Source organism: Daejeonella sp. (assembly GCF_036405355.1).
In the GTDB taxonomy this organism is placed as follows: domain Bacteria; phylum Bacteroidota; class Bacteroidia; order Sphingobacteriales; family Sphingobacteriaceae; genus Daejeonella.
Genome location: NZ_DASWXT010000060.1, coordinates 23,752 through 41,451 on the forward strand (window position 1 = coordinate 23,752; position 17,700 = coordinate 41,451).

General features: G+C 40.2%; 19 protein-coding genes. All 19 read left to right on the forward strand.

The annotated features are described in order from the left end of the window. Window positions 1-37 precede the first annotated feature (37 nt). The 19 genes from VGE44_RS07665 to VGE44_RS07755 all read left to right on the forward strand — a co-directional run bounded on the left by VGE44_RS07665 (window position 38) and on the right by VGE44_RS07755 (window position 17,699). Window positions 38-865 (forward strand): MotA/TolQ/ExbB proton channel family protein, encoded by an 828-nt coding sequence (locus tag VGE44_RS07665; protein ID WP_331077598.1) that lies wholly within the window; start codon window positions 38-40, stop codon window positions 863-865. A gap of 88 nt (window positions 866-953) precedes the next feature. Continuing rightward, window positions 954-1,580, forward strand: coding sequence for a biopolymer transporter ExbD (locus VGE44_RS07670; protein ID WP_331077600.1), 627 nt, complete (start codon window positions 954-956; stop codon window positions 1,578-1,580). 23 nt (window positions 1,581-1,603) lie between these two features. After that, the gene (locus VGE44_RS07675) at window positions 1,604-2,155 is read left to right on the forward strand and encodes a biopolymer transporter ExbD (protein ID WP_331077602.1); all 552 of its coding nucleotides are present in this window, start codon (window positions 1,604-1,606) and stop codon (window positions 2,153-2,155) included. Window positions 2,156-2,191: 36 nt separating this feature from the next. After that, window positions 2,192-3,016 carry an energy transducer TonB gene (locus VGE44_RS07680; protein WP_324487858.1) on the forward strand — a complete coding sequence of 275 codons (825 nt, stop codon included), beginning with the start codon at window positions 2,192-2,194 and terminating at the stop codon, window positions 3,014-3,016. A gap of 236 nt (window positions 3,017-3,252) precedes the next feature. Then, window positions 3,253-4,155, forward strand: coding sequence for a substrate-binding domain-containing protein (locus VGE44_RS07685; RefSeq protein ID WP_331077607.1), 903 nt, complete (start codon window positions 3,253-3,255; stop codon window positions 4,153-4,155). Between the two features lie 14 nt (window positions 4,156-4,169). Continuing rightward, the gene (locus VGE44_RS07690) at window positions 4,170-5,852 is read left to right on the forward strand and encodes a hypothetical protein (protein ID WP_331077609.1); all 1,683 of its coding nucleotides are present in this window, start codon (window positions 4,170-4,172) and stop codon (window positions 5,850-5,852) included. Between the two features lie 84 nt (window positions 5,853-5,936). After that, the gene (locus VGE44_RS07695; protein WP_331077611.1) at window positions 5,937-6,308 is read left to right on the forward strand and encodes an NADH-quinone oxidoreductase subunit A; all 372 of its coding nucleotides are present in this window, start codon (window positions 5,937-5,939) and stop codon (window positions 6,306-6,308) included. A gap of 108 nt (window positions 6,309-6,416) precedes the next feature. Further along, window positions 6,417-6,959, forward strand: coding sequence for an NADH-quinone oxidoreductase subunit B (locus tag VGE44_RS07700; RefSeq protein WP_305365073.1), 543 nt, complete (start codon window positions 6,417-6,419; stop codon window positions 6,957-6,959). After that, on the forward strand, window positions 6,959-7,462 hold the full coding sequence (locus VGE44_RS07705) for an NADH-quinone oxidoreductase subunit C (protein WP_331077615.1): 504 nt from the start codon (window positions 6,959-6,961) through the stop codon (window positions 7,460-7,462). The genes VGE44_RS07700 and VGE44_RS07705 overlap by 1 nt, the downstream gene beginning before the upstream one ends. Next, window positions 7,459-8,670 carry an NADH-quinone oxidoreductase subunit D gene (locus VGE44_RS07710; RefSeq protein ID WP_331077617.1) on the forward strand — a complete coding sequence of 404 codons (1,212 nt, stop codon included), beginning with the start codon at window positions 7,459-7,461 and terminating at the stop codon, window positions 8,668-8,670. Before VGE44_RS07705 ends, VGE44_RS07710 begins: the two co-directional genes overlap by 4 nt. Next, a complete protein-coding gene (locus VGE44_RS07715; RefSeq protein ID WP_331077619.1) occupies window positions 8,663-9,178 on the forward strand; it encodes an NAD(P)H-dependent oxidoreductase subunit E in 516 nt (171 codons plus the stop codon). Before VGE44_RS07710 ends, VGE44_RS07715 begins: the two co-directional genes overlap by 8 nt. Before the next feature lie 93 nt (window positions 9,179-9,271). Continuing rightward, the gene (nuoF, locus tag VGE44_RS07720; protein ID WP_331077621.1) at window positions 9,272-10,642 is read left to right on the forward strand and encodes an NADH-quinone oxidoreductase subunit NuoF; all 1,371 of its coding nucleotides are present in this window, start codon (window positions 9,272-9,274) and stop codon (window positions 10,640-10,642) included. A 61-nt stretch (window positions 10,643-10,703) separates the two neighbouring features. Beyond that, window positions 10,704-11,705 carry a 2Fe-2S iron-sulfur cluster-binding protein gene (locus VGE44_RS07725; protein ID WP_331077623.1) on the forward strand — a complete coding sequence of 334 codons (1,002 nt, stop codon included), beginning with the start codon at window positions 10,704-10,706 and terminating at the stop codon, window positions 11,703-11,705. Next, window positions 11,705-12,742, forward strand: a complete 1,038-nt coding sequence (nuoH, locus tag VGE44_RS07730) for an NADH-quinone oxidoreductase subunit NuoH (protein ID WP_331077625.1) — start codon at window positions 11,705-11,707, stop codon at window positions 12,740-12,742. The genes VGE44_RS07725 and nuoH overlap by 1 nt, the downstream gene beginning before the upstream one ends. A gap of 60 nt (window positions 12,743-12,802) precedes the next feature. Beyond that, window positions 12,803-13,309: an NADH-quinone oxidoreductase subunit I gene (locus tag VGE44_RS07735; RefSeq protein ID WP_331077627.1), complete on the forward strand. Its 507-nt coding sequence runs from the start codon at window positions 12,803-12,805 to the stop codon at window positions 13,307-13,309. A 94-nt stretch (window positions 13,310-13,403) separates the two neighbouring features. Further along, entirely contained in the window at window positions 13,404-13,907 is a 504-nt protein-coding gene (locus VGE44_RS07740; protein ID WP_331077629.1) for an NADH-quinone oxidoreductase subunit J, read from the forward strand. A gap of 3 nt (window positions 13,908-13,910) precedes the next feature. Further along, window positions 13,911-14,240 carry an NADH-quinone oxidoreductase subunit NuoK gene (gene nuoK / locus VGE44_RS07745; RefSeq protein ID WP_305365082.1) on the forward strand — a complete coding sequence of 110 codons (330 nt, stop codon included), beginning with the start codon at window positions 13,911-13,913 and terminating at the stop codon, window positions 14,238-14,240. 64 nt (window positions 14,241-14,304) lie between these two features. Then, window positions 14,305-16,212: an NADH-quinone oxidoreductase subunit L gene (gene nuoL, locus VGE44_RS07750; protein WP_331077633.1), complete on the forward strand. Its 1,908-nt coding sequence runs from the start codon at window positions 14,305-14,307 to the stop codon at window positions 16,210-16,212. 23 nt (window positions 16,213-16,235) lie between these two features. Then, window positions 16,236-17,699 carry an NADH-quinone oxidoreductase subunit M gene (locus tag VGE44_RS07755; RefSeq protein WP_331077635.1) on the forward strand — a complete coding sequence of 488 codons (1,464 nt, stop codon included), beginning with the start codon at window positions 16,236-16,238 and terminating at the stop codon, window positions 17,697-17,699. Window position 17,700 lies beyond the last annotated feature (1 nt).

Here is a 17,700-nt window from a genome sequence, read left to right on the forward strand (position 1 = left end):
ATTATCTAATCAACAACTAAAACTAAATTTTAAAAAAATGGCGAACGCACCAAAACCAACAACAGCTAAGAAAGAGAGCTCTGGTTCAAGCATTTTTGCAAGTCTATCTATTGTGATGTGTATTCTTGTCGGAGTACTGTTATGGAAATTCGTAATGGGAGATCCTTCTAATTTTGAAGGTGGAGATCCTGAGAACGGACACCCACTACCAGGTAACTACTTCGGGATGGTTTATAAAGGAGGATATGTTGTACCAGTACTGATGGGTTTATTCCTTATGGTGATCGTATTTTCATTCGAGCGTTTCTTTGTTATCGGAAAAGCAACTGGTAAAGGAAATGTTGACCAGTTTGTAAAAAAGATTCAGGGATTCATCGGTGCCGGTAATATTGATTCAGCTATTTCAGAATGTGATAAACAAGCAGGTTCTGTTGCGAATGTTATCAAATCGGGATTGAAGAAATACAAAGAAATGGAAGTTGAACCTAAGATGGATACTGAGCAGAAATGTCTTGCAATCCAGAAAGATATTGAAGAAGCAACTGCTTTAGAGATGCCTATGCTGGAGCAAAACCTGACAGTTATAGCAACTCTGGTATCAATCGGAACTTTGATGGGACTATTGGGTACGGTAACAGGTATGATTAAGGCCTTCGCGGCATTGTCAACTGCAGGTTCTCCGGATCAGGCAGCTCTTGCAAATGGTATTTCTGAAGCCTTGATCAATACTGCAACTGGTATTGCTACTTCTGCTTTGGCAATTATTATGTACAACCTATTTACTTCTAAAATTGATAAACTGACATATGCTATCGATGAGGCAGGTTTCTCTATCGTTCAAACATATGCAAGTACTCATAAATAATAGTTATTGAAAATTTATTCCGGGTTTTATGGAAAACCCGGAATATTTTCATCTCTATAGTAAATAGTTAATAATTAAAAAATAAGCAATGCCTAGAATTAAAGTTGCCAGAAAGAGTACAGCTATCGACATGACAGCAATGTGTGATGTGGCGTTTTTGTTGCTTACCTTCTTTATCTTAACAGCAACAGCGCGCCAGCCTGAACCGCTTCCTGTCGATACTCCTGCATCGACAGTAAAGTTTAAATTGCCTGATTTGGATATAGCAACGCTGACTATTGGTCAGAAAGGTAAAGTATTTTTTGGAGTACCAGGTCAACCTATCCGCAAGCGGACTCTTGAATTGATGGGCGAAAAGTATCAGATCCAGTTTACAGAGGAAGAAAAGACTCGTTTTGCAGTAATGGAAAGTTTTGGGGTTCCGATTGGTAATCTGAAACAGATTATTATGATGAAAGGTGACGACCGGAATAAACCTGGATTGCAGCCTGGAATCCCTACAGATTCAGTAGGTCTGCGCCCATCTGAATTACATGACTGGTTATTATCGGCCCGTTATGCTACCAAAGAGCTTAACAATGTTGATATGCGTGTCAGTATTAAAGGTGATTCAAAAGAAGAATACCCTTCAATTAAGAAAATATTGGGAATCCTTCAGGATCAGAATATAAACAAATTTAGTCTGATCACCTCATTGAGGACAGGCGAGGAATAATCGTATCATTAATATAAAACACGATGGCAGAATTAGACACCTCCGGCGGGGGTAAGAGTAAAGGTGGTAAAGTTAGAAGTAAAAAGCAATCAACACGTGTGGATTTAACCGCAATGGTGGATTTGGCTTTCCTTTTGATCACTTTCTTTATGCTTACCACTACACTGGCTAAACCTCAGGCAATGGATTTAGCCATGCCTGATAAGGAAAAACAAGATCAGCAGGAATTAACGATCGCTGATAACAGAACAATGACCATACTTCTTGGTGCAAACAATCGTCTGGAATGGTATATGGGACTTGTTGATAAACCTCTGACTCCTCCCCAGGTTGATAACTATGGAAGAAATGGAATCAGAAAGGCCCTGGTTGAGAATGCTAAAAAGGTTATAGCAGCAACTGGGGATCCAAGTAAAGGATTGATCGTATTAATTAAACCGAGTGATCAGTCAAATTATAGAAATTTTGTAGACATCCTTGATGAGATGAAAGTTTCAAATATCGATAGATATGCGATCGTTGAAATCTCTGATCCTGATATTGAATTATTGAAGCGCGATGGTATCTACAAATAGTTTTTTAATAAATATTAACCCTTTAAAGAATTAAATATGTTAGGGTCTAAAATAGATTTATTCAACCCGCAATGGCTGGATGTTGTATTTGCCGGGAGAAATAAAAGCTATGGAGCTTATGAGTTAAGGAAAGGTAATTCCAAGACGACAAGCCGAGCAGTGATTATTGGCTCTCTGCTATTTATAACATTGGTTTCATTGCCATTGATTATCAGGTATATCTCCGGAATACTGCCGGAAGAAGAGAAAGTCAAGATTACTGAAGTAGTTTTGGCACCTCCACCTCCAATTAACAAGGAAGAATTGCCTCCGCCTCCACCGGAGCCGCCTAAACCTAAAATTGATCAGGTTAAATTCCCACCCCCTGTAGTTGTTCCTGCGGAGCAGGTAAGGGATGAGGAACCTCCAACGGTTGAAGAACTGAAGGTTGCTGATCCTGGTCAGAAAACAATTGAAGGTGATCCGAATGCAGATATCGTGATTGATGAGCCAGTAGGTGAAGCACCTAAAGAAGTTGCTGTCATCGAGGATAACAGTATTAGGGATTTTGCAAGCGTAGAAGTACTTCCTGAATTTCAAGGTGGTATGGCCGGATGGGGAAAATATCTTCAGAAAAATCTGAAATATCCTCCAATGGCGCGTGAAAACAACATAACTGGCCGTGTAATTATGAGCTTTGTGGTTGAGAAAAATGGTCAGTTAACAGATATCAAAGTATTAAGAGGTATCGGTGGCGGATGTGATGAAGAAGCTATAAGGGTATTGAAAAATGCACCGGCTTGGAAGCCAGGTATACAAAATGGTCGTCCGGTTCGTGTTGCTTACACTATGCCTATCTTCTTCCAGTTGGCAGGACAATAATTGTCTATGTCTTTCTCTAAAGAAGAAAAGAAAATACAGAAATCGCCCGCAAAGCGATTTCTGTTTATTTTAGGGCTCGGGATGTTCGCTCTTTACTTTGCACTGGGGGTCGCGATTATCTTCTGGAAAGATTTTCCAATTAATCTTGATTTCGGTTACAGAATAGCTTTTGCATTACTTCTGATTATTTATTCTTTTATCAGGTTTGTGCGATTACTGCGCTCTTAATGGTTAGTATGAAAAGAATCAGGTATATTTTTACGGCAGGTTTTCTGTGCGTTCTTTTTTCATGTCAGAATAATACCGCTTCAGTTCAGCAATCATATACAAGTGGTTATGAGCAAATTTTGGTTGATGAGTCGTTTGCACCAATCATTGAGGATCAGGAGTATTTGTTTGAAAGCACCTATGCAGATGCTAAGCTGGATCTGGTAATGAAATCTGAAAATGAATTATTAAATTTGTTTTTAAGCGATAGTATTCAGGTAGCAGTTTTATCCCGGCTTTTGACTCCTGAAGAGACTAAACATTTTGAGGGACGAAATATAAAGATTCGTATTAATCGCTTTGCGATAGACGGTATAGCACTAATTACAAAGAATCCTTCAAAAGATTCTACTGTTCTTGTTGAGGATATCATCAAAGTTTTGAAAGGCACAGATTCAGCAATTCAGAGTTTGGTGTTTGATAATGCAAATTCGAGTACAGTGAGATACTTTAAGGAATTAGCAGGCGTTAAAGAACTTCCGGTGGAAGGTGTTTATGCGCTTAAATCCAATGCTGAGGTAATCAGGTATGTTCATGAGAACCCCGGATCAATTGGAGTAGTAGGTGTCAACTGGATGGTACAGCCTCCAACTGATCTCGAGAAGATTGTTGAAGGTTTGAAAATATTGGGAGTAAAGAATTTAGATGGGCAGGCAGGATCTGATGCCTTCTATAAACCTACTCAAAATGACATTGCATTGGGATTATATCCTTTAACAAGGTCATTGTACATAATTAACTGTGAAGGTGGTGCAGGTTTAGGCACAGGTTTTGCATCATTCATTGCAGGTGAACGTGGACAAAGGGTTGTACTTAAATCCGGACTTTTGCCGGATAGCATTCCTTCACGGGAGATAAATATTGTAAACTAAATTAAAATTGTAACATGATGAACAAGGCAGTAAAAATAACCTTGGGGTTGATATTAGTTGGTTCAGCAGTTTTTGCTCAGAGTTTAGCTGATGCCCGTAAGGCAATTGATGCGGAACAATACCAGAAAGGAAAGGCTATTTTAAATACCTTAACCAGTGCTGATCCTACAAATGCTGAAAACTTTTTCTTTTTGGGTAATTTGTATTTAACAACCAGCCCTATCTATGTCCGACCTGACTATATTGATTCAGCGAAAGCAGCATTTAGTAAAGGGATTGCAGCTGATGAGAAATATGCATTAAATTATGTCGGTTTAGGCGCGGTGGATCTTGCAAATAATGGCAATCCAAAAGCAAATTTTGATAAGGCGATTGAGCAAACTAAAAGAAAAGATCATGAAACCGATTTGTATATCGGAAGGGCATATGTCCATGCTCCTAAGCCAATGATTGCGGAAGGTTTGGTTCATCTGGAGAAAGCAAAATTGCTGAATGATAAAGATGCCCAGCTATTTCTCGTCTTGGGAGATGCTTACCGCGAACAACAAAAGAACGGCGAAGCCTTTAGTGCATACAGAAGTGCTTTTGAGCTTGATAAAACTTTTTTAAGATCTAAGGTTGAATTAGGCAAAATCAACAAGTTGTCTAAAGCCTATCCAGAAGCAATCGAAGAATTTAACAGTGTAATTGCTCTTGATGCAACATACGGACCAGCTTATCGTGAATTGGCTGAGACCTATTTTGGCTGGGCCTGGACATCTCAAAAGGAGTATGCTGGTCGTATTCAGCAGGCATTGCAATATTATGAGAAATATATGGATCTGACGGATCGTTCATTGGAATCCCGTTTACGTCATGCAGACTTTTTATTCCTGGCGAAAGACTTTAAAGCGCTTGAGGCTGAAGCCAATGAAATGGCGAAGCTTGATAAAGTAAATCCAAGGGTTTTGAGATATCTGGCTTATTCTGCTTTTGAAAATGGAAATTTTGAATCTAGTGCTCAGGCTCTTAAAGATTTCATTTCAAAGGTTGAGCCTGGCCGTTTGATCTCTCAGGATTATCTATACCTGGGGAGGGCCCAGATGAAGGATACCACCAAGCTTGATGAAGGTATGTTAAATATAACTAAGGCAGTTGAGATGGATTCTACTAATGCAGCTGTTATGAGTGAGGTGGGACTTGAGTTATTCAAGGCAAAAAAATATGAAGATGCTGCAAAAGCATATGAAATATCTATTTTGAATCCTGAAAGAGCTCTTCTCGATTATTATTACTTAGGTTCATCATATTACTTTCATTATGGGGCATTAAAAAATGCTAATTTGAGCCCTGAAAAGGACCTTTTGGTGAAAGCCGACAGCGCATTTAGCTATCTGGTTCAGCGTTCTCCAACCACACAGATTGGCTGGCAGTACAGAGGGCGTATCAATCGTTTGCTGGATGATGAAAACGATAGTCAGGGTCTGGCGGTGCCGTTTTATTTAAAATATATAGAATTGGTAACAGTTGAAAAGCCTGAACTTGCTGCAAAGAGTGCTGCAGGTCTTATTGAGGCATACAATTACCTTGGTTCTGTTGCAGCCAGAAAGGATGGAGACAACGTAAAAGCCAAGGAATACTTTGATAAAGTTCTTGCTTTAGACCCTGCTAATGTCACTGCGACACAGGCAGTGAAAGCAATAGACGGAAGTAAGTAAAAAATTCATTAATATTTAGAGAGAAGTCCCTGAACATTGTTTAGGGACTTCTTTTTTTTTATATTTGCCCAGCAAAAAAGAACAATGGAATCACAAAGTACTGCCGTAAACTATCTCCCCATCATATTTCAAATGCTTGTTGCTCTTGGCTTTGTGGGTCTGACAATGACTATTACCCATTTGGCGGGTCCTAAGCGTAAAACGAAAGATAAACTGGTTGCTTTTGAGTCTGGTATAGAGTCAATTGGAAATGCGCGCCAACCTTTTTCCATTAAGTATTTTTTAGTCGCAATTCTTTTCGTTCTTTTTGACATAGAAGTTATTTTCATGTACCCCTGGGCTGTTAACTTCCGCGATTTTGGAGTTAATGGTTTGCTTGAAATGTTTGTATTTATGGGCACACTTTTGCTTGGGTTTATTTATATAGTGAAGAAGAAGGCATTGGATTGGGAGTAGCGTTTAGACTGTTTCTAAATAATGGTTTAAACAATTGAAAACATTAAATTTCTTAAATTTGGGCTCATTTTAGACTTGTCTGAATTGGGCTTTTTCGTTTGAAGAATTATGACTGAAGTAAATTTAGTAGAAGCGCCTCCGGGTCTTGAGGGATCAGGTTTTTTTGCTACCTCCATGGATAAGGTAGTTGGATTGGCCAGATCTCATTCGTTATGGCCATTACCTTTCGCAACTTCCTGCTGTGGAATTGAATTTATGGCAACCATGGGATCGCACTACGATTTCGCCCGTTTTGGATCAGAGAGGCCCAGCTTTTCACCACGTCAGGCAGATCTTTTGATGGTTATGGGAACTATTGCCAAGAAAATGGGGCCAGTATTGAAGCAGGTTTATCTTCAGATGGCAGAACCACGCTGGGTTATTGCAGTAGGTGCATGCGCCAGCAGTGGTGGAATATTTGATACTTATTCGGTGATGCAGGGGATTGATGAGATTATTCCGGTTGACGTTTACGTTCCGGGTTGCCCGCCAAGACCGGAAGCAATAATCGATGGGTTTAATAAAATACAGGAACTGGTAAAAAATGAGTCACTTCGCAGGAGAGACTCGCCAGAATATAAGGAATTATTAGAAAGATACGGAATCCAGTAATGGGCAAACTCAATAATCAGCAAGTTATACAAAGTTTAACATCTGCGTTTGGGGACAGGATTTCTGTTCCTTCAGAACCTTATGGGTTTTTAACTTTTGAAACTTCTGCTGAAAATATCAGCGAAGTGCTTCGTTTTCTAAAGGAAGATAAGGAGCTCAAATTTAATTATCTAACTGACATAACCGGTATACATTATCCTGAACAGAAGCTTTCAATTGGTGTAATATATCATTTGCACAGCCTGTCAAATAATATAAGGGTCAGGATTAAAGTTTTTATTGATGGAGATGCACCTCACATCCCAACTGCCACTAAGCTTTGGGAAGGTGCTAACTGGATGGAACGTGAAACTTACGACTTTTTCGGAATCATATTCGATGGGCATCCGAATCTGGTAAGAGTTTTAAATGTTGATGATATGACGGTTTTCCCGATGCGTAAAGAACATCCACTGGAAGACCCGAATCGTGTTGATAAAAAGGATTATTTCTTCGGAAGATGACGAATCACCCCATATTCACAGATAACGACCCTCAGAAGGAAACGTTTATATTAAATCTCGGTCCAACCCATCCGGCGACGCATGGTGTTTTTCAGAATGTTCTGGAAATGGATGGAGAACGCATTATTAGTGGTGTTTCAACCATCGGCTACATTCACCGTGCATTTGAAAAAATTGCTGAACACCGTCCCTTTTATCAGATCACCCCGCTTACTGACCGTTTAAATTATTGTTCCTCACCGATCAATAACATGGGATGGCATATGACAGTTGAAAAATTGCTCGGTATTGAAACCCCCAAGCGGGTTGATTACCTTAGAGTGATTGTTATGGAGCTTGCCCGTATTTCTGATCATTTAATATGTAATGGAATTTTAGGGGTAGATACCGGCGCATTTTCAGGCTTTCTCTACCTGATGGAAGAGAGAGAACATATTTATGAAATATACGAAGAGATTTGTGGTGCCAGGCTTACCACTAATATCGGCCGTATCGGCGGATTTGAGCGGGATTTTAATGATATCGCCTTTGCCAAAATCAAAAAATTCCTTGTCAAATTCCCACCTATTCTGAAGGAATTTGAAACCCTGTTTAACCGGAACAGAATCTTTATTGAGCGTACCTCAGGTGTTGCTGCAGTAGATCCTGAAACCGCACTCAACTATAGCTGGAGCGGTCCGATTTTAAGGGCAACCGGTGTAGATTATGATGTGAGGGTAAATGAACCTTATTCTTCTTATCAGGATTTTGATTTTGAGATCCCTGTAGGTACAAGTGGCGATGTTTACGATCGTTACATTGTACGTAATGAGGAAATGTGGCAGAGCCTGAGAATTATTGAGCAGGCATTACAAAAGATTGAGAAAGAACCAAAGGGTATTTTTCATGCAGATGTACCTGAATTTTATCTGCCTCCAAAAGAAGAGGTCTATAATAGTATGGAAGCTTTGATCTACCATTTCAAAATTGTGATGGGTGAGATTGATACTCCCAAAACTGAGGTATATCATGCAGTTGAGGGGGGTAATGGCGAACTTGGTTTCTACCTGGTTAATGATGGAGGACGTTCTCCTTACCGTCTGCACTTCAGAAGGCCAAGTTTTATTAACTACCAGATGTATGCTCCAATGAGTGCCGGAATGTTATTATCCGATGCCATTATCAATATGAGTAGCTTGAACGTAATCGCAGGAGAATTAGATGCTTAGTGTAACTGAACATAAGGAAATTGAATTTTCATCACAACTGATTAAACAGTTTGATGAGATTGTAACACGTTATCCTCAAGGAAAACAAAAGTCAGCATTGTTGCCTGTGCTTCATTTGGTTCAGGCAGAATACGGCTGGGTAAGTCCGGAGGCAATGGATAAAGTAGCAGCCTATCTTCAGATAAAACCAATTGAGGTTTATGAAGTTGCCACTTTTTATACGATGTTTTTTCTCCGTCCACAGGGCAAATACGTTCTGGAAGTATGCCGTACCGGGCCATGTTGTCTGGTTGGCGCCGAGAAGATCATGACTCACATTGAAAAAACTTTGGGAGTTAAAGAAGGTGAAGTGACAGCAGATGGAAAGTTCAGCTGGAGAGGGGTAGAGTGTCTGGCGGCCTGTGGTATGGCTCCGGTTTTACAGATCGGCCCTGAATACACTTTTTATGAGCATTTAACAGAAGAGAGTGTAGATAAATTGATTGAAACATTAAAGAATAAGATATGAGAAATGAGGTGTGAGAAATGAGATATGAGACTGAGTATATTCTTACGGCCGGGTCTCCCATCTCCCATCTCCCATCTCTCATCTTGATTTAACATGGCGCGCAAGTTATTATTAGAGAATATTAATGTACCAGGAATTCATACTTTCGATGTTTATCGTCAGAATGGAGGATACCGTTCAGTAGAAAAGGCCTTAAAGACCATGACTCCTGATGCTGTAGTTGAAGAAGTGAAAACTTCCGGACTACGCGGACGTGGTGGTGCCGGCTTCCCCACAGGTATGAAGTGGAGTTTTTTGGCCAAACCCGAAGGCCGTGAGCGCTATTTGGTTTGTAATGCAGACGAATCTGAACCGGGAACATTTAAAGACCGTTACCTGATGACTCATATCCCTCATCTTCTTATCGAAGGAATGATTGTTGCCAGTTTCGCTTTAGGGGCAAAAACATCCTATATCTATGTGCGGGGCGAAATGATGCCCCAGATCAGAATTCTGGAGCGCGCAATTGCTGAAGCAAAGAGTGCCGGTTTCCTTGGAAAAAATATTTTGAGCTCAGGTTATGATCTTGAATTATATGTTCAACCCGGTGGCGGAGCTTATATTTGTGGTGAAGAAACTGCGCTGATCGAATCTCTCGAAGGCAAACGTGGTAACCCTCGTATAAAACCTCCTTTTCCTGCAATCTCAGGTGTTTGGGCTTGTCCAACAGTAGTAAATAACGTAGAAACAATAGCCGCAGTAGTTCCTATTATTAATGATGGTGGCGAGGAATATGCAAAGATTGGTAATGGCAGAAGTACAGGAACAAAGCTGATTTCTGCTTCTGGTAATCTGAAAAAGCCGGGTGTTTATGAAATTGAATTAGGTGTACCTGTCGAAGAGTTTATTTATTCTGATGAATATTGCGGCGGTATCGCAAATGGAAAAAGATTGAAAGCTGTTGTTGCAGGAGGTTCTTCGGTACCAATTCTTCCGGCTAATCTTATTCTCAATACTGTTAATGGTCAGCCTCGCTTGATGAGTTATGAATCTCTTTCTGATGGGGGCTTTCAAAGCGGAACAATGTTAGGTTCTGGTGGGTTTATTGCTTTTGATGAAGACCAGTGTATTGTTAGAAATACCTGGAATTTCTCGCGCTTCTATCACCATGAGAGTTGCGGACAGTGTTCCCCATGCCGTGAAGGAACCGGCTGGATGGAGAAAGTGCTTCACCGTCTGGAATATGGTCATGGAAAAATGAGTGATATCGATCTTTTGGTAGATGTTTCTAAAAAAATCGAAGGAAATACAATTTGTCCGTTGGGAGATGCTGCTGCCTGGCCTGTTGCCAGTGCGATCCGCCATTTCCGTGATGAATTTGAATGGCATGTCAGCAATCCGAAGGAAGCAATGGAGCGGAATTATGGTTTGGCAAAGTATGCAGACCCCTTGCCAAAATTAGAAGAAGTGGCAAGTCAAAATTGAAAAGTCAAAAATTTGGACGGAAAGCCCTTTGATATTAAGCACAGGTTTTGAATTTTAAACAATGAGCGATAAAGTTAAAGTTACAATAGACGGGATCACGGTTGAAGTAGAACCGGGTACAAGTATTCTCAATGCTGCGCGTCAGATTGGGGGAGATATTGTACCTCCTGCTATGTGCTATTATTCTAAACTGGAAGGTAGTGGCGGAAAATGCCGGACTTGTCTGGTTAAAGTAAGTAAGGGTTCTGAAAAGGATCCCCGACCGATGCCAAAGCTGGTCGCATCCTGCCGTACCGGGGTAATGGATGGAATGGAAGTGCAGAATATCACTTCTCCTGAAGTGATTGAAGCAAGAAAGGGCGTAGTTGAGATTTTACTGATCAATCATCCGCTCGATTGTCCGATTTGTGATCAGGCCGGAGAATGTCATTTACAAGATTTGTCTTTTGAGCATGGTGTAGGTAATACGAGATATGAATTTGAGCGCCGTACTTTTGATAAGATCGATATCGGTGATAAGATACAGTTACATATGACCCGTTGTATTTTATGCTACAGATGTGTTTATGTTGCAAATCAGATCACTGATAACCGCGTGCACGGTATTTTAGGCCGGGGTGATGCATCAGAAATTTCAACTTACATTGAAAAAGCCATTGATAACGATTTTTCGGGTAATGTAATTGATGTTTGTCCGGTAGGAGCACTAACTGATAAAACATTCCGTTTCAAGAACCGGGTTTGGTTTACAAAACCTGTGGATGCTCATCGCGATTGCCCTACCTGTAAAGGAAAAGTAACTCTTTGGTATAAGGGAGATGAGGTTTTAAGAGTTACAGGCCGTAAAGATCAATATGGTGAGGTTGAGGATTTTATTTGTAATACATGCCGTTTCGAAACTAAAAATACCAGCAGCTGGATCATTGAGGGGCCGCGTCATATCGCGCATACCTCAGTAATATCCTCTAATCATTATGAATTTGTTCCATTACCCGTGATTAAAGAGAATCCGGTTTTAATTGAAGCAAACAAAGTAGAATTTGAACGAGCAACCAAGATCTGATGGAACTAGCATTTATAATTGAGAAATTCGCTTTAATCCTGGTCATATTCCTGATCAGCCTTACAGTTGCAGCCTACTCTACACTTGCAGAAAGAAAGATCGCAGGTTTCCTTCAGGATAGGGTTGGGCCCAACAGAGCCGGACCCGGAGGAATGTTTCAGCCGCTTGCTGATGGACTCAAAATGTTTTTCAAAGAAGAAATCATTCCTACTGATTCAAGTAAAGCACTTTTTATTCTGGGGCCATCGCTTGCATTGTTTACATCATTTCTTGGAAGTGCGGTAATTCCATGGGGTCAGGATATTGAGATAGCCGGACGCCAGGTTAGTTTGCAGATTACCGATATCAATGTTGGAATGCTTTATATTTTCGGAGTTGTTTCACTGGGTGTTTATGGAATTATGATTGGAGGATGGGCTTCAAATAATAAATTCTCCCTGATGGGTGCTGTAAGAGCTGCATCCCAAAGTATCAGCTATGAAATTCCAATGGGTCTATCTATTATTGCGTTGCTTATGGCCACCAATACCTTGAGTATGAAGGAAATAGCCGAGCAGCAGCATGGTATTAACTGGAATATTTTTTATCAGCCTCTGGGATTCATTATTTTCCTTATTTGTTCTTTTGCTGAGACCAATCGTACTCCCTTCGATTTACCTGAATGTGAGACCGAACTTGTAGGTGGTTACCATACCGAATATTCAGGCTTCAAAATGGGTGCATACATGTTCGCAGAATATCTGAATATGTTTTTGGCTTCAGCAGTAATGTCAACATTGTATTTTGGGGCTTATAATTATCCGGGAATGGATTGGGTTAATGAAATGACCGGTCCTGTAATCGGACCACTGCTGGGAATGGCCGTCCTGATGCTGAAGATATTTGCATTCATCTTCCTGTTTATGTGGGTGAGGTGGACAGTACCGCGTTTCAGGTATGACCAATTGATGAATCTTGGCTGGAAAATATTAATTCCTTTGGCAATAGCCAACATAGTAATTACCGGTATAGTAATTACTATTATTGATAAATTATAATCGGTCTGTAAACGACTGATTTACTATAAATAAAAACCCTTTTAGGAGGATTTAGGGTCTATGGAACCATTAAGTAACAGAAAAAAAGTTTTAGAACAGAAACCAATGAATTTCTGGGAGCGATTATACCTTCCGGCAATTTTTCAGGGGATGGGAATAACTTTCAGACATATGTTCAAAAAGAAGGAAACTATTTTTTATCCTGAGGTTGAACGCGAATTTTCTGAGAACTGGAGAGGTATGCACTCTCTTAAGAGGGATGAACAAGGTCGTGAGCGTTGTACTGCCTGTGGACTTTGTGCACTTTCATGTCCGGCGGAAGCAATTACAATGATTGCTGCCGAGCGTCAGAAGGGTGAAGAAGCTTTATATCGTGAAGAGAAGTATGCTGCAGTTTATGAGATCAATATGCTTCGTTGTATTTTCTGCGGATTGTGTGAAGAAGCTTGTCCGAAAGAAGCAATCTATCTGGATGGCCCGATCGTTCCTGCAGATTACCTGAGAAAGGATTTCATCTATGGTAAAGACAAGCTGGTTGAAGAGCCTATGAAGCTTCAGCAGGACTAATATTTTTAAAATTGAGGTAGCCGGAGCCTGTAATTATTTCGGTAGAAATTATACCTTTGCCCAAATTCGGAGCAAAGATTAAATTACTGTATTAATGAGTATATCTCTTTTTTATTTTGTTGCTTTCTTAACCATATTCTTCGCCCTTTTGGTGATATTTTCGAAGAATCCGGTGCATAGCGTGCTTTATCTCATTGTCACATTTTTTACATTTACCCTGCACTACATCATGCTCAATGCACAGTTCCTTGCTATTGTGAACTTCATTGTATACATGGGTGCGATAATGGTACTCTTCCTTTTTGTCCTCATGCTGCTTAACCTGAATGAGGGTTCAATCGGTTCGAAATCCAACCTTCTTAAAATGGTAGGCATCATTGCAGGTATGTGTCTGGTTATAACATTGGTTGGCTCGGTAAAGGCATTAAATGCTTCCGATCCCCTGGTTCTGCAAACCCAGGATCTTGGCCTTGTAAAAAACCTCGGAAAGGTATTATTCAGCAAATTCCTTTTACCATTTGAGATATCATCTATTCTCTTACTTTCTGCGATGGTTGGAGCCGTTCTATTAGCTAAAAAAGATATAAAACAGGGATAGATCATGGAAAATGTAACTCAGGCAATTCAAGGTGTTCCTTTAAATCACTATATCCTGTTAAGCACGATTATTTTTGCGATTGGTGTAATTGGCGTGCTTATCCGCAGAAATGCAATCGTGATTTTCATGTCAATTGAATTGATGCTTAATGCTGTGAATCTTTTACTTACTGCATTCTCGGTTCATCATAATGACCCCTCAGGGCAGGTATTTGTATTTTTTATAATGGCATTAGCGGCTGCTGAAGTGGCAATCGGTCTGGCCATCATTGTGATGGTTTACCGAAACACCAATTCAACGGATGTTAATATTTTGAATAAACTTAAGTGGTAATCCTTTACTGAGGCTCAGTCGACAGGCATGAGAAGGTGTATAATATGATAATTAGCATATAGTAATGATAAATTTAGTCTGGTTAGTTCCTTTATTTCCACTTTTAGGTTTCCTCATCAACGGGTTAGGCCGTAATACTTTGCCTAAGGCTGTTGTAGGTTTCATAGGTTGCCTTACTGTACTTGCCTCTTTTGCGGTTAGTTTGGGGATATTCTTTGAACTGAATTCAGCAGAAACAAAATCTTTCATTGTTCCAATTTTCGATTGGATAAGTGCAGGAAATGTGAAAATTCCTTTTTCTTTTTTGGTTGATCCCCTTAGCGCCTTAATGCTGCTAATCGTTACCGGAATAGGGTTTCTGATCCATGTATATTCAACCGGGTATATGCACCATGATGCAGGCTTTGCCAAATTCTTTTCCTATCTGAACCTGTTCATATTTTTCATGCTGCTATTGGTACTTGGTTCCAATTATGTAGTTATGTTTATCGGATGGGAAGGCGTAGGTTTATGCTCCTATCTGCTTATTGGATTCTGGTTCACTAACTCATCTTATGCAAGTGCGGCAAAAAAGGCTTTTGTGATGAACCGCATCGGTGATTTAGGTTTTCTGATTGCTGTTTTCCTGATCTTTACTACTTTCAATAGTGTAGAATTCGCCAGTATTTTTCCTCAGGCGGCAAATATGGCCTCAGGAGATTCAGTTTTGATCCTGATCACGGCTTTATTATTTGTTGGAGCTATTGGAAAGTCTGCACAAATTCCATTGTTTACCTGGTTGCCTGATGCAATGGCGGGGCCTACTCCTGTATCAGCCCTGATTCATGCTGCGACAATGGTTACAGCGGGTATTTACATGATCGCCCGTTCTAATATTTTATTTACACTGGCTCCCGAAACTCTCGGAGTTGTAGCTATTATCGGACTTGCCACACTATTCCTTGCGGCAGCCATTGCTGTAACTCAGACTGATATTAAAAAAGTATTAGCTTATTCAACCGTCTCCCAGTTGGGATATATGTTCCTTGGATTGGGAGTTGGAGCATATACCGGTGCTTTCTTTCATGTAATCACACATGCGTTTTTTAAAGCATTACTTTTCCTTGGTGCAGGATCCGTCATTCATGCCATGAGCAATGAACAGGATATGAGAAATATGGGCGGACTAAAAAAGAAATTGCCGGTTACTTATCTTACCATGATGATCGGAACCATTGCAATTGCCGGACTTCCTCCTTTTTCGGGATTCTTTTCGAAGGATGAGATACTTGCGCACGTTTATGAAAACAACAAAATGTTCTGGCTGATCGCTGTTATTGGTGCCATGTTCACCGCATTTTATATGTTCCGGATGATGTACCTTACCTTTAATGGAAAGTTCAGGGGAACTACTGAGCAGGAACACCATTTACATGAATCACCTGCATCCATGACGGTTCCTTTGATCTTATTGGCAATTCTTTCTGCTCTGGGCGGCTTGATTGGAATTCCTGAGGTATTCGGCGGCGGTCATTGGCTGGCTGCATTCCTTGCTCCGGTTTTTGAAGCTTCCGCTTCTAAATCGGGTCACCTGACTTTAGACCATACTACGGAATACATTCTTATGGCTGTTTCTGTTGGGGCTGCCATCATTGCAATGCTTTACGCTTATAATCGTTACGTGAAACAAGCTCATATTCCTGCAGATGAAATTACTGGACGCAGCGGATTAGCACGCCTGTCGTACAATAAGTTTTTTATAGATGAGATCTACGACGCACTTATTACCCGTCCGCTAAATACATTGTCCGGATTCTTTTTCAGAACTGTGGATAAAGCAGGTATTGATGGCTTGGTGAATGGCTTTGGAAAGGGAGCGGTAGAAGCAAGTAAAACTTTCAGATTACTTCAATCCGGTATGGTTGGCTTTTACATCTTTATGATGGTTGCCGGAATCCTGGCCCTACTGGTTTATAGTATGTATAAAATTTAATATTAAGGAGTAGAACAATTTAAATGGAAATCTTACTGTTACAAATTTTTATTCCGCTTATTGCTGCACTGGTCATCCTCCTTTCGGGTAAAACTATAGTAAAGGGGCTTGCAGGTGTATTGTCTTTAGTATCCCTCGCTATTACACTTTATTTATATCTGAATTTTATTCCGGATGCCAGCACCCAGTTTCTTGTTGATCTGGCCTGGATTCCACAGTTCGGAATACATTTTAAGGCCGGGGTTGATGGTATAAGCATGGTTCTTTTATTACTTACCAATCTCCTTATTCCGATCATTGTTTTATCAAGTTTCAAGCATGATATAAAGAATACCAATGCTTTTTACGCGCTGATATTCTTTATGCAGACTGGTTTATTGCTTGTTTTTACAGCTTTAGATGGCTTTCTTTTTTATATCGGATGGGAAGCAGCATTGATACCGGTTTACTTCATTTGTGCATTATGGGGTGGTGAGAATCGTATAAAAGTCAATTTGAAATTCTTTATTTATACTATCGCGGGAAGTTTATTAATGCTTTTGGCAATTATCTACTTGCATTTACAGACGCCGGGCAACAGTTATGATATAGCAGAGTTTTATAAACTTGACCTTGATACACTTACTCAGGCATGGATATTCTGGGCATTCTTTATTGCATTTGCAATTAAAATGCCTGTTTTCCCATTTCATACCTGGCAGCCTGATACTTATACTGAAGCTCCAACTGCCGGAACCATGCTTCTTTCAGGAATCATGCTGAAGATGGGTATTTATGGTGTAATTCGCTGGTTAATTCCTGTTGCACCACTTGGCTTTGATGCATGGGGAGAAACAGCATTGATCTTATCGGTAATAGGTGTTGTTTATGCATCAATTATTGCATTTACTCAGAATGATATTAAACGCCTGATAGCTTACTCATCAATCGCACACGTCGGACTTATCTCTGCTGGTATTTTTGCCTGGAACCTGCAAGGGCTTCAGGGAGCAATGATACAAATGCTGAATCACGGTATCAATGTGGTTGGGATGTTCTTTATTGCAGATATTCTTATTCGCAGGATGAATACCCGTGAAATGTCTCAGATGGGTGGAATCGCAAAACCCGCACCAATTCTCGCAATTACTTTTCTTATCGTTTTACTGGGTACTGTAGCCTTGCCCCTTACCAATGGCTTTGTTGGAGAGTTCTTGCTGTTAATGGGTGTCTACAATCATAATATCTGGTTAGCCGTCGTTTCGGGCTTGACCATTATCTTCGGTGCGGTCTATATGCTCAGAATGTATCAGAAGGTGATGCTTGGTCCGGTAAATTCAAGTACCTCAATTTTTAAAGATCTTGATGGAACAGAAAAATCAGTTTTAGTGGTTATTTCAGTACTTGTTATCTTAATCGGGGTTTACCCTCAACCAATCCTGCATATTTCAGAAGCTGCAGTTATTAACCTGTTAGATCAGGTAAATCAAAAAATATTAGTTAAATAAA

Bases quoted from the DNA above. Each gene is read 5' to 3' on its own strand.
- VGE44_RS07665 (WP_331077598.1), top strand. From the start codon at position 38: ATGGCGAACGCACCAAAACCAACAACAGCTAAGAAAGAGAGCTCTGGT.
- VGE44_RS07670 (WP_331077600.1), top strand. From the start codon at position 954: ATGCCTAGAATTAAAGTTGCCAGAAAGAGTACAGCTATCGACATGACA.
- VGE44_RS07675 (WP_331077602.1), top strand. From the start codon at position 1,604: ATGGCAGAATTAGACACCTCCGGCGGGGGTAAGAGTAAAGGTGGTAAA.
- VGE44_RS07680 (WP_324487858.1), top strand. From the start codon at position 2,192: ATGTTAGGGTCTAAAATAGATTTATTCAACCCGCAATGGCTGGATGTT.
- VGE44_RS07685 (WP_331077607.1), top strand. From the start codon at position 3,253: ATGAAAAGAATCAGGTATATTTTTACGGCAGGTTTTCTGTGCGTTCTT.
- VGE44_RS07690 (WP_331077609.1), top strand. From the start codon at position 4,170: ATGATGAACAAGGCAGTAAAAATAACCTTGGGGTTGATATTAGTTGGT.
- VGE44_RS07695 (WP_331077611.1), top strand. From the start codon at position 5,937: ATGGAATCACAAAGTACTGCCGTAAACTATCTCCCCATCATATTTCAA.
- VGE44_RS07700 (WP_305365073.1), top strand. From the start codon at position 6,417: ATGACTGAAGTAAATTTAGTAGAAGCGCCTCCGGGTCTTGAGGGATCA.
- VGE44_RS07705 (WP_331077615.1), top strand. From the start codon at position 6,959: ATGGGCAAACTCAATAATCAGCAAGTTATACAAAGTTTAACATCTGCG.
- VGE44_RS07710 (WP_331077617.1), top strand. From the start codon at position 7,459: ATGACGAATCACCCCATATTCACAGATAACGACCCTCAGAAGGAAACG.
- VGE44_RS07715 (WP_331077619.1), top strand. From the start codon at position 8,663: ATGCTTAGTGTAACTGAACATAAGGAAATTGAATTTTCATCACAACTG.
- nuoF (WP_331077621.1), top strand. From the start codon at position 9,272: ATGGCGCGCAAGTTATTATTAGAGAATATTAATGTACCAGGAATTCAT.
- VGE44_RS07725 (WP_331077623.1), top strand. From the start codon at position 10,704: ATGAGCGATAAAGTTAAAGTTACAATAGACGGGATCACGGTTGAAGTA.
- nuoH (WP_331077625.1), top strand. From the start codon at position 11,705: ATGGAACTAGCATTTATAATTGAGAAATTCGCTTTAATCCTGGTCATA.
- VGE44_RS07735 (WP_331077627.1), top strand. From the start codon at position 12,803: ATGGAACCATTAAGTAACAGAAAAAAAGTTTTAGAACAGAAACCAATG.
- VGE44_RS07740 (WP_331077629.1), top strand. From the start codon at position 13,404: ATGAGTATATCTCTTTTTTATTTTGTTGCTTTCTTAACCATATTCTTC.
- nuoK (WP_305365082.1), top strand. From the start codon at position 13,911: ATGGAAAATGTAACTCAGGCAATTCAAGGTGTTCCTTTAAATCACTAT.
- nuoL (WP_331077633.1), top strand. From the start codon at position 14,305: ATGATAAATTTAGTCTGGTTAGTTCCTTTATTTCCACTTTTAGGTTTC.
- VGE44_RS07755 (WP_331077635.1), top strand. From the start codon at position 16,236: ATGGAAATCTTACTGTTACAAATTTTTATTCCGCTTATTGCTGCACTG.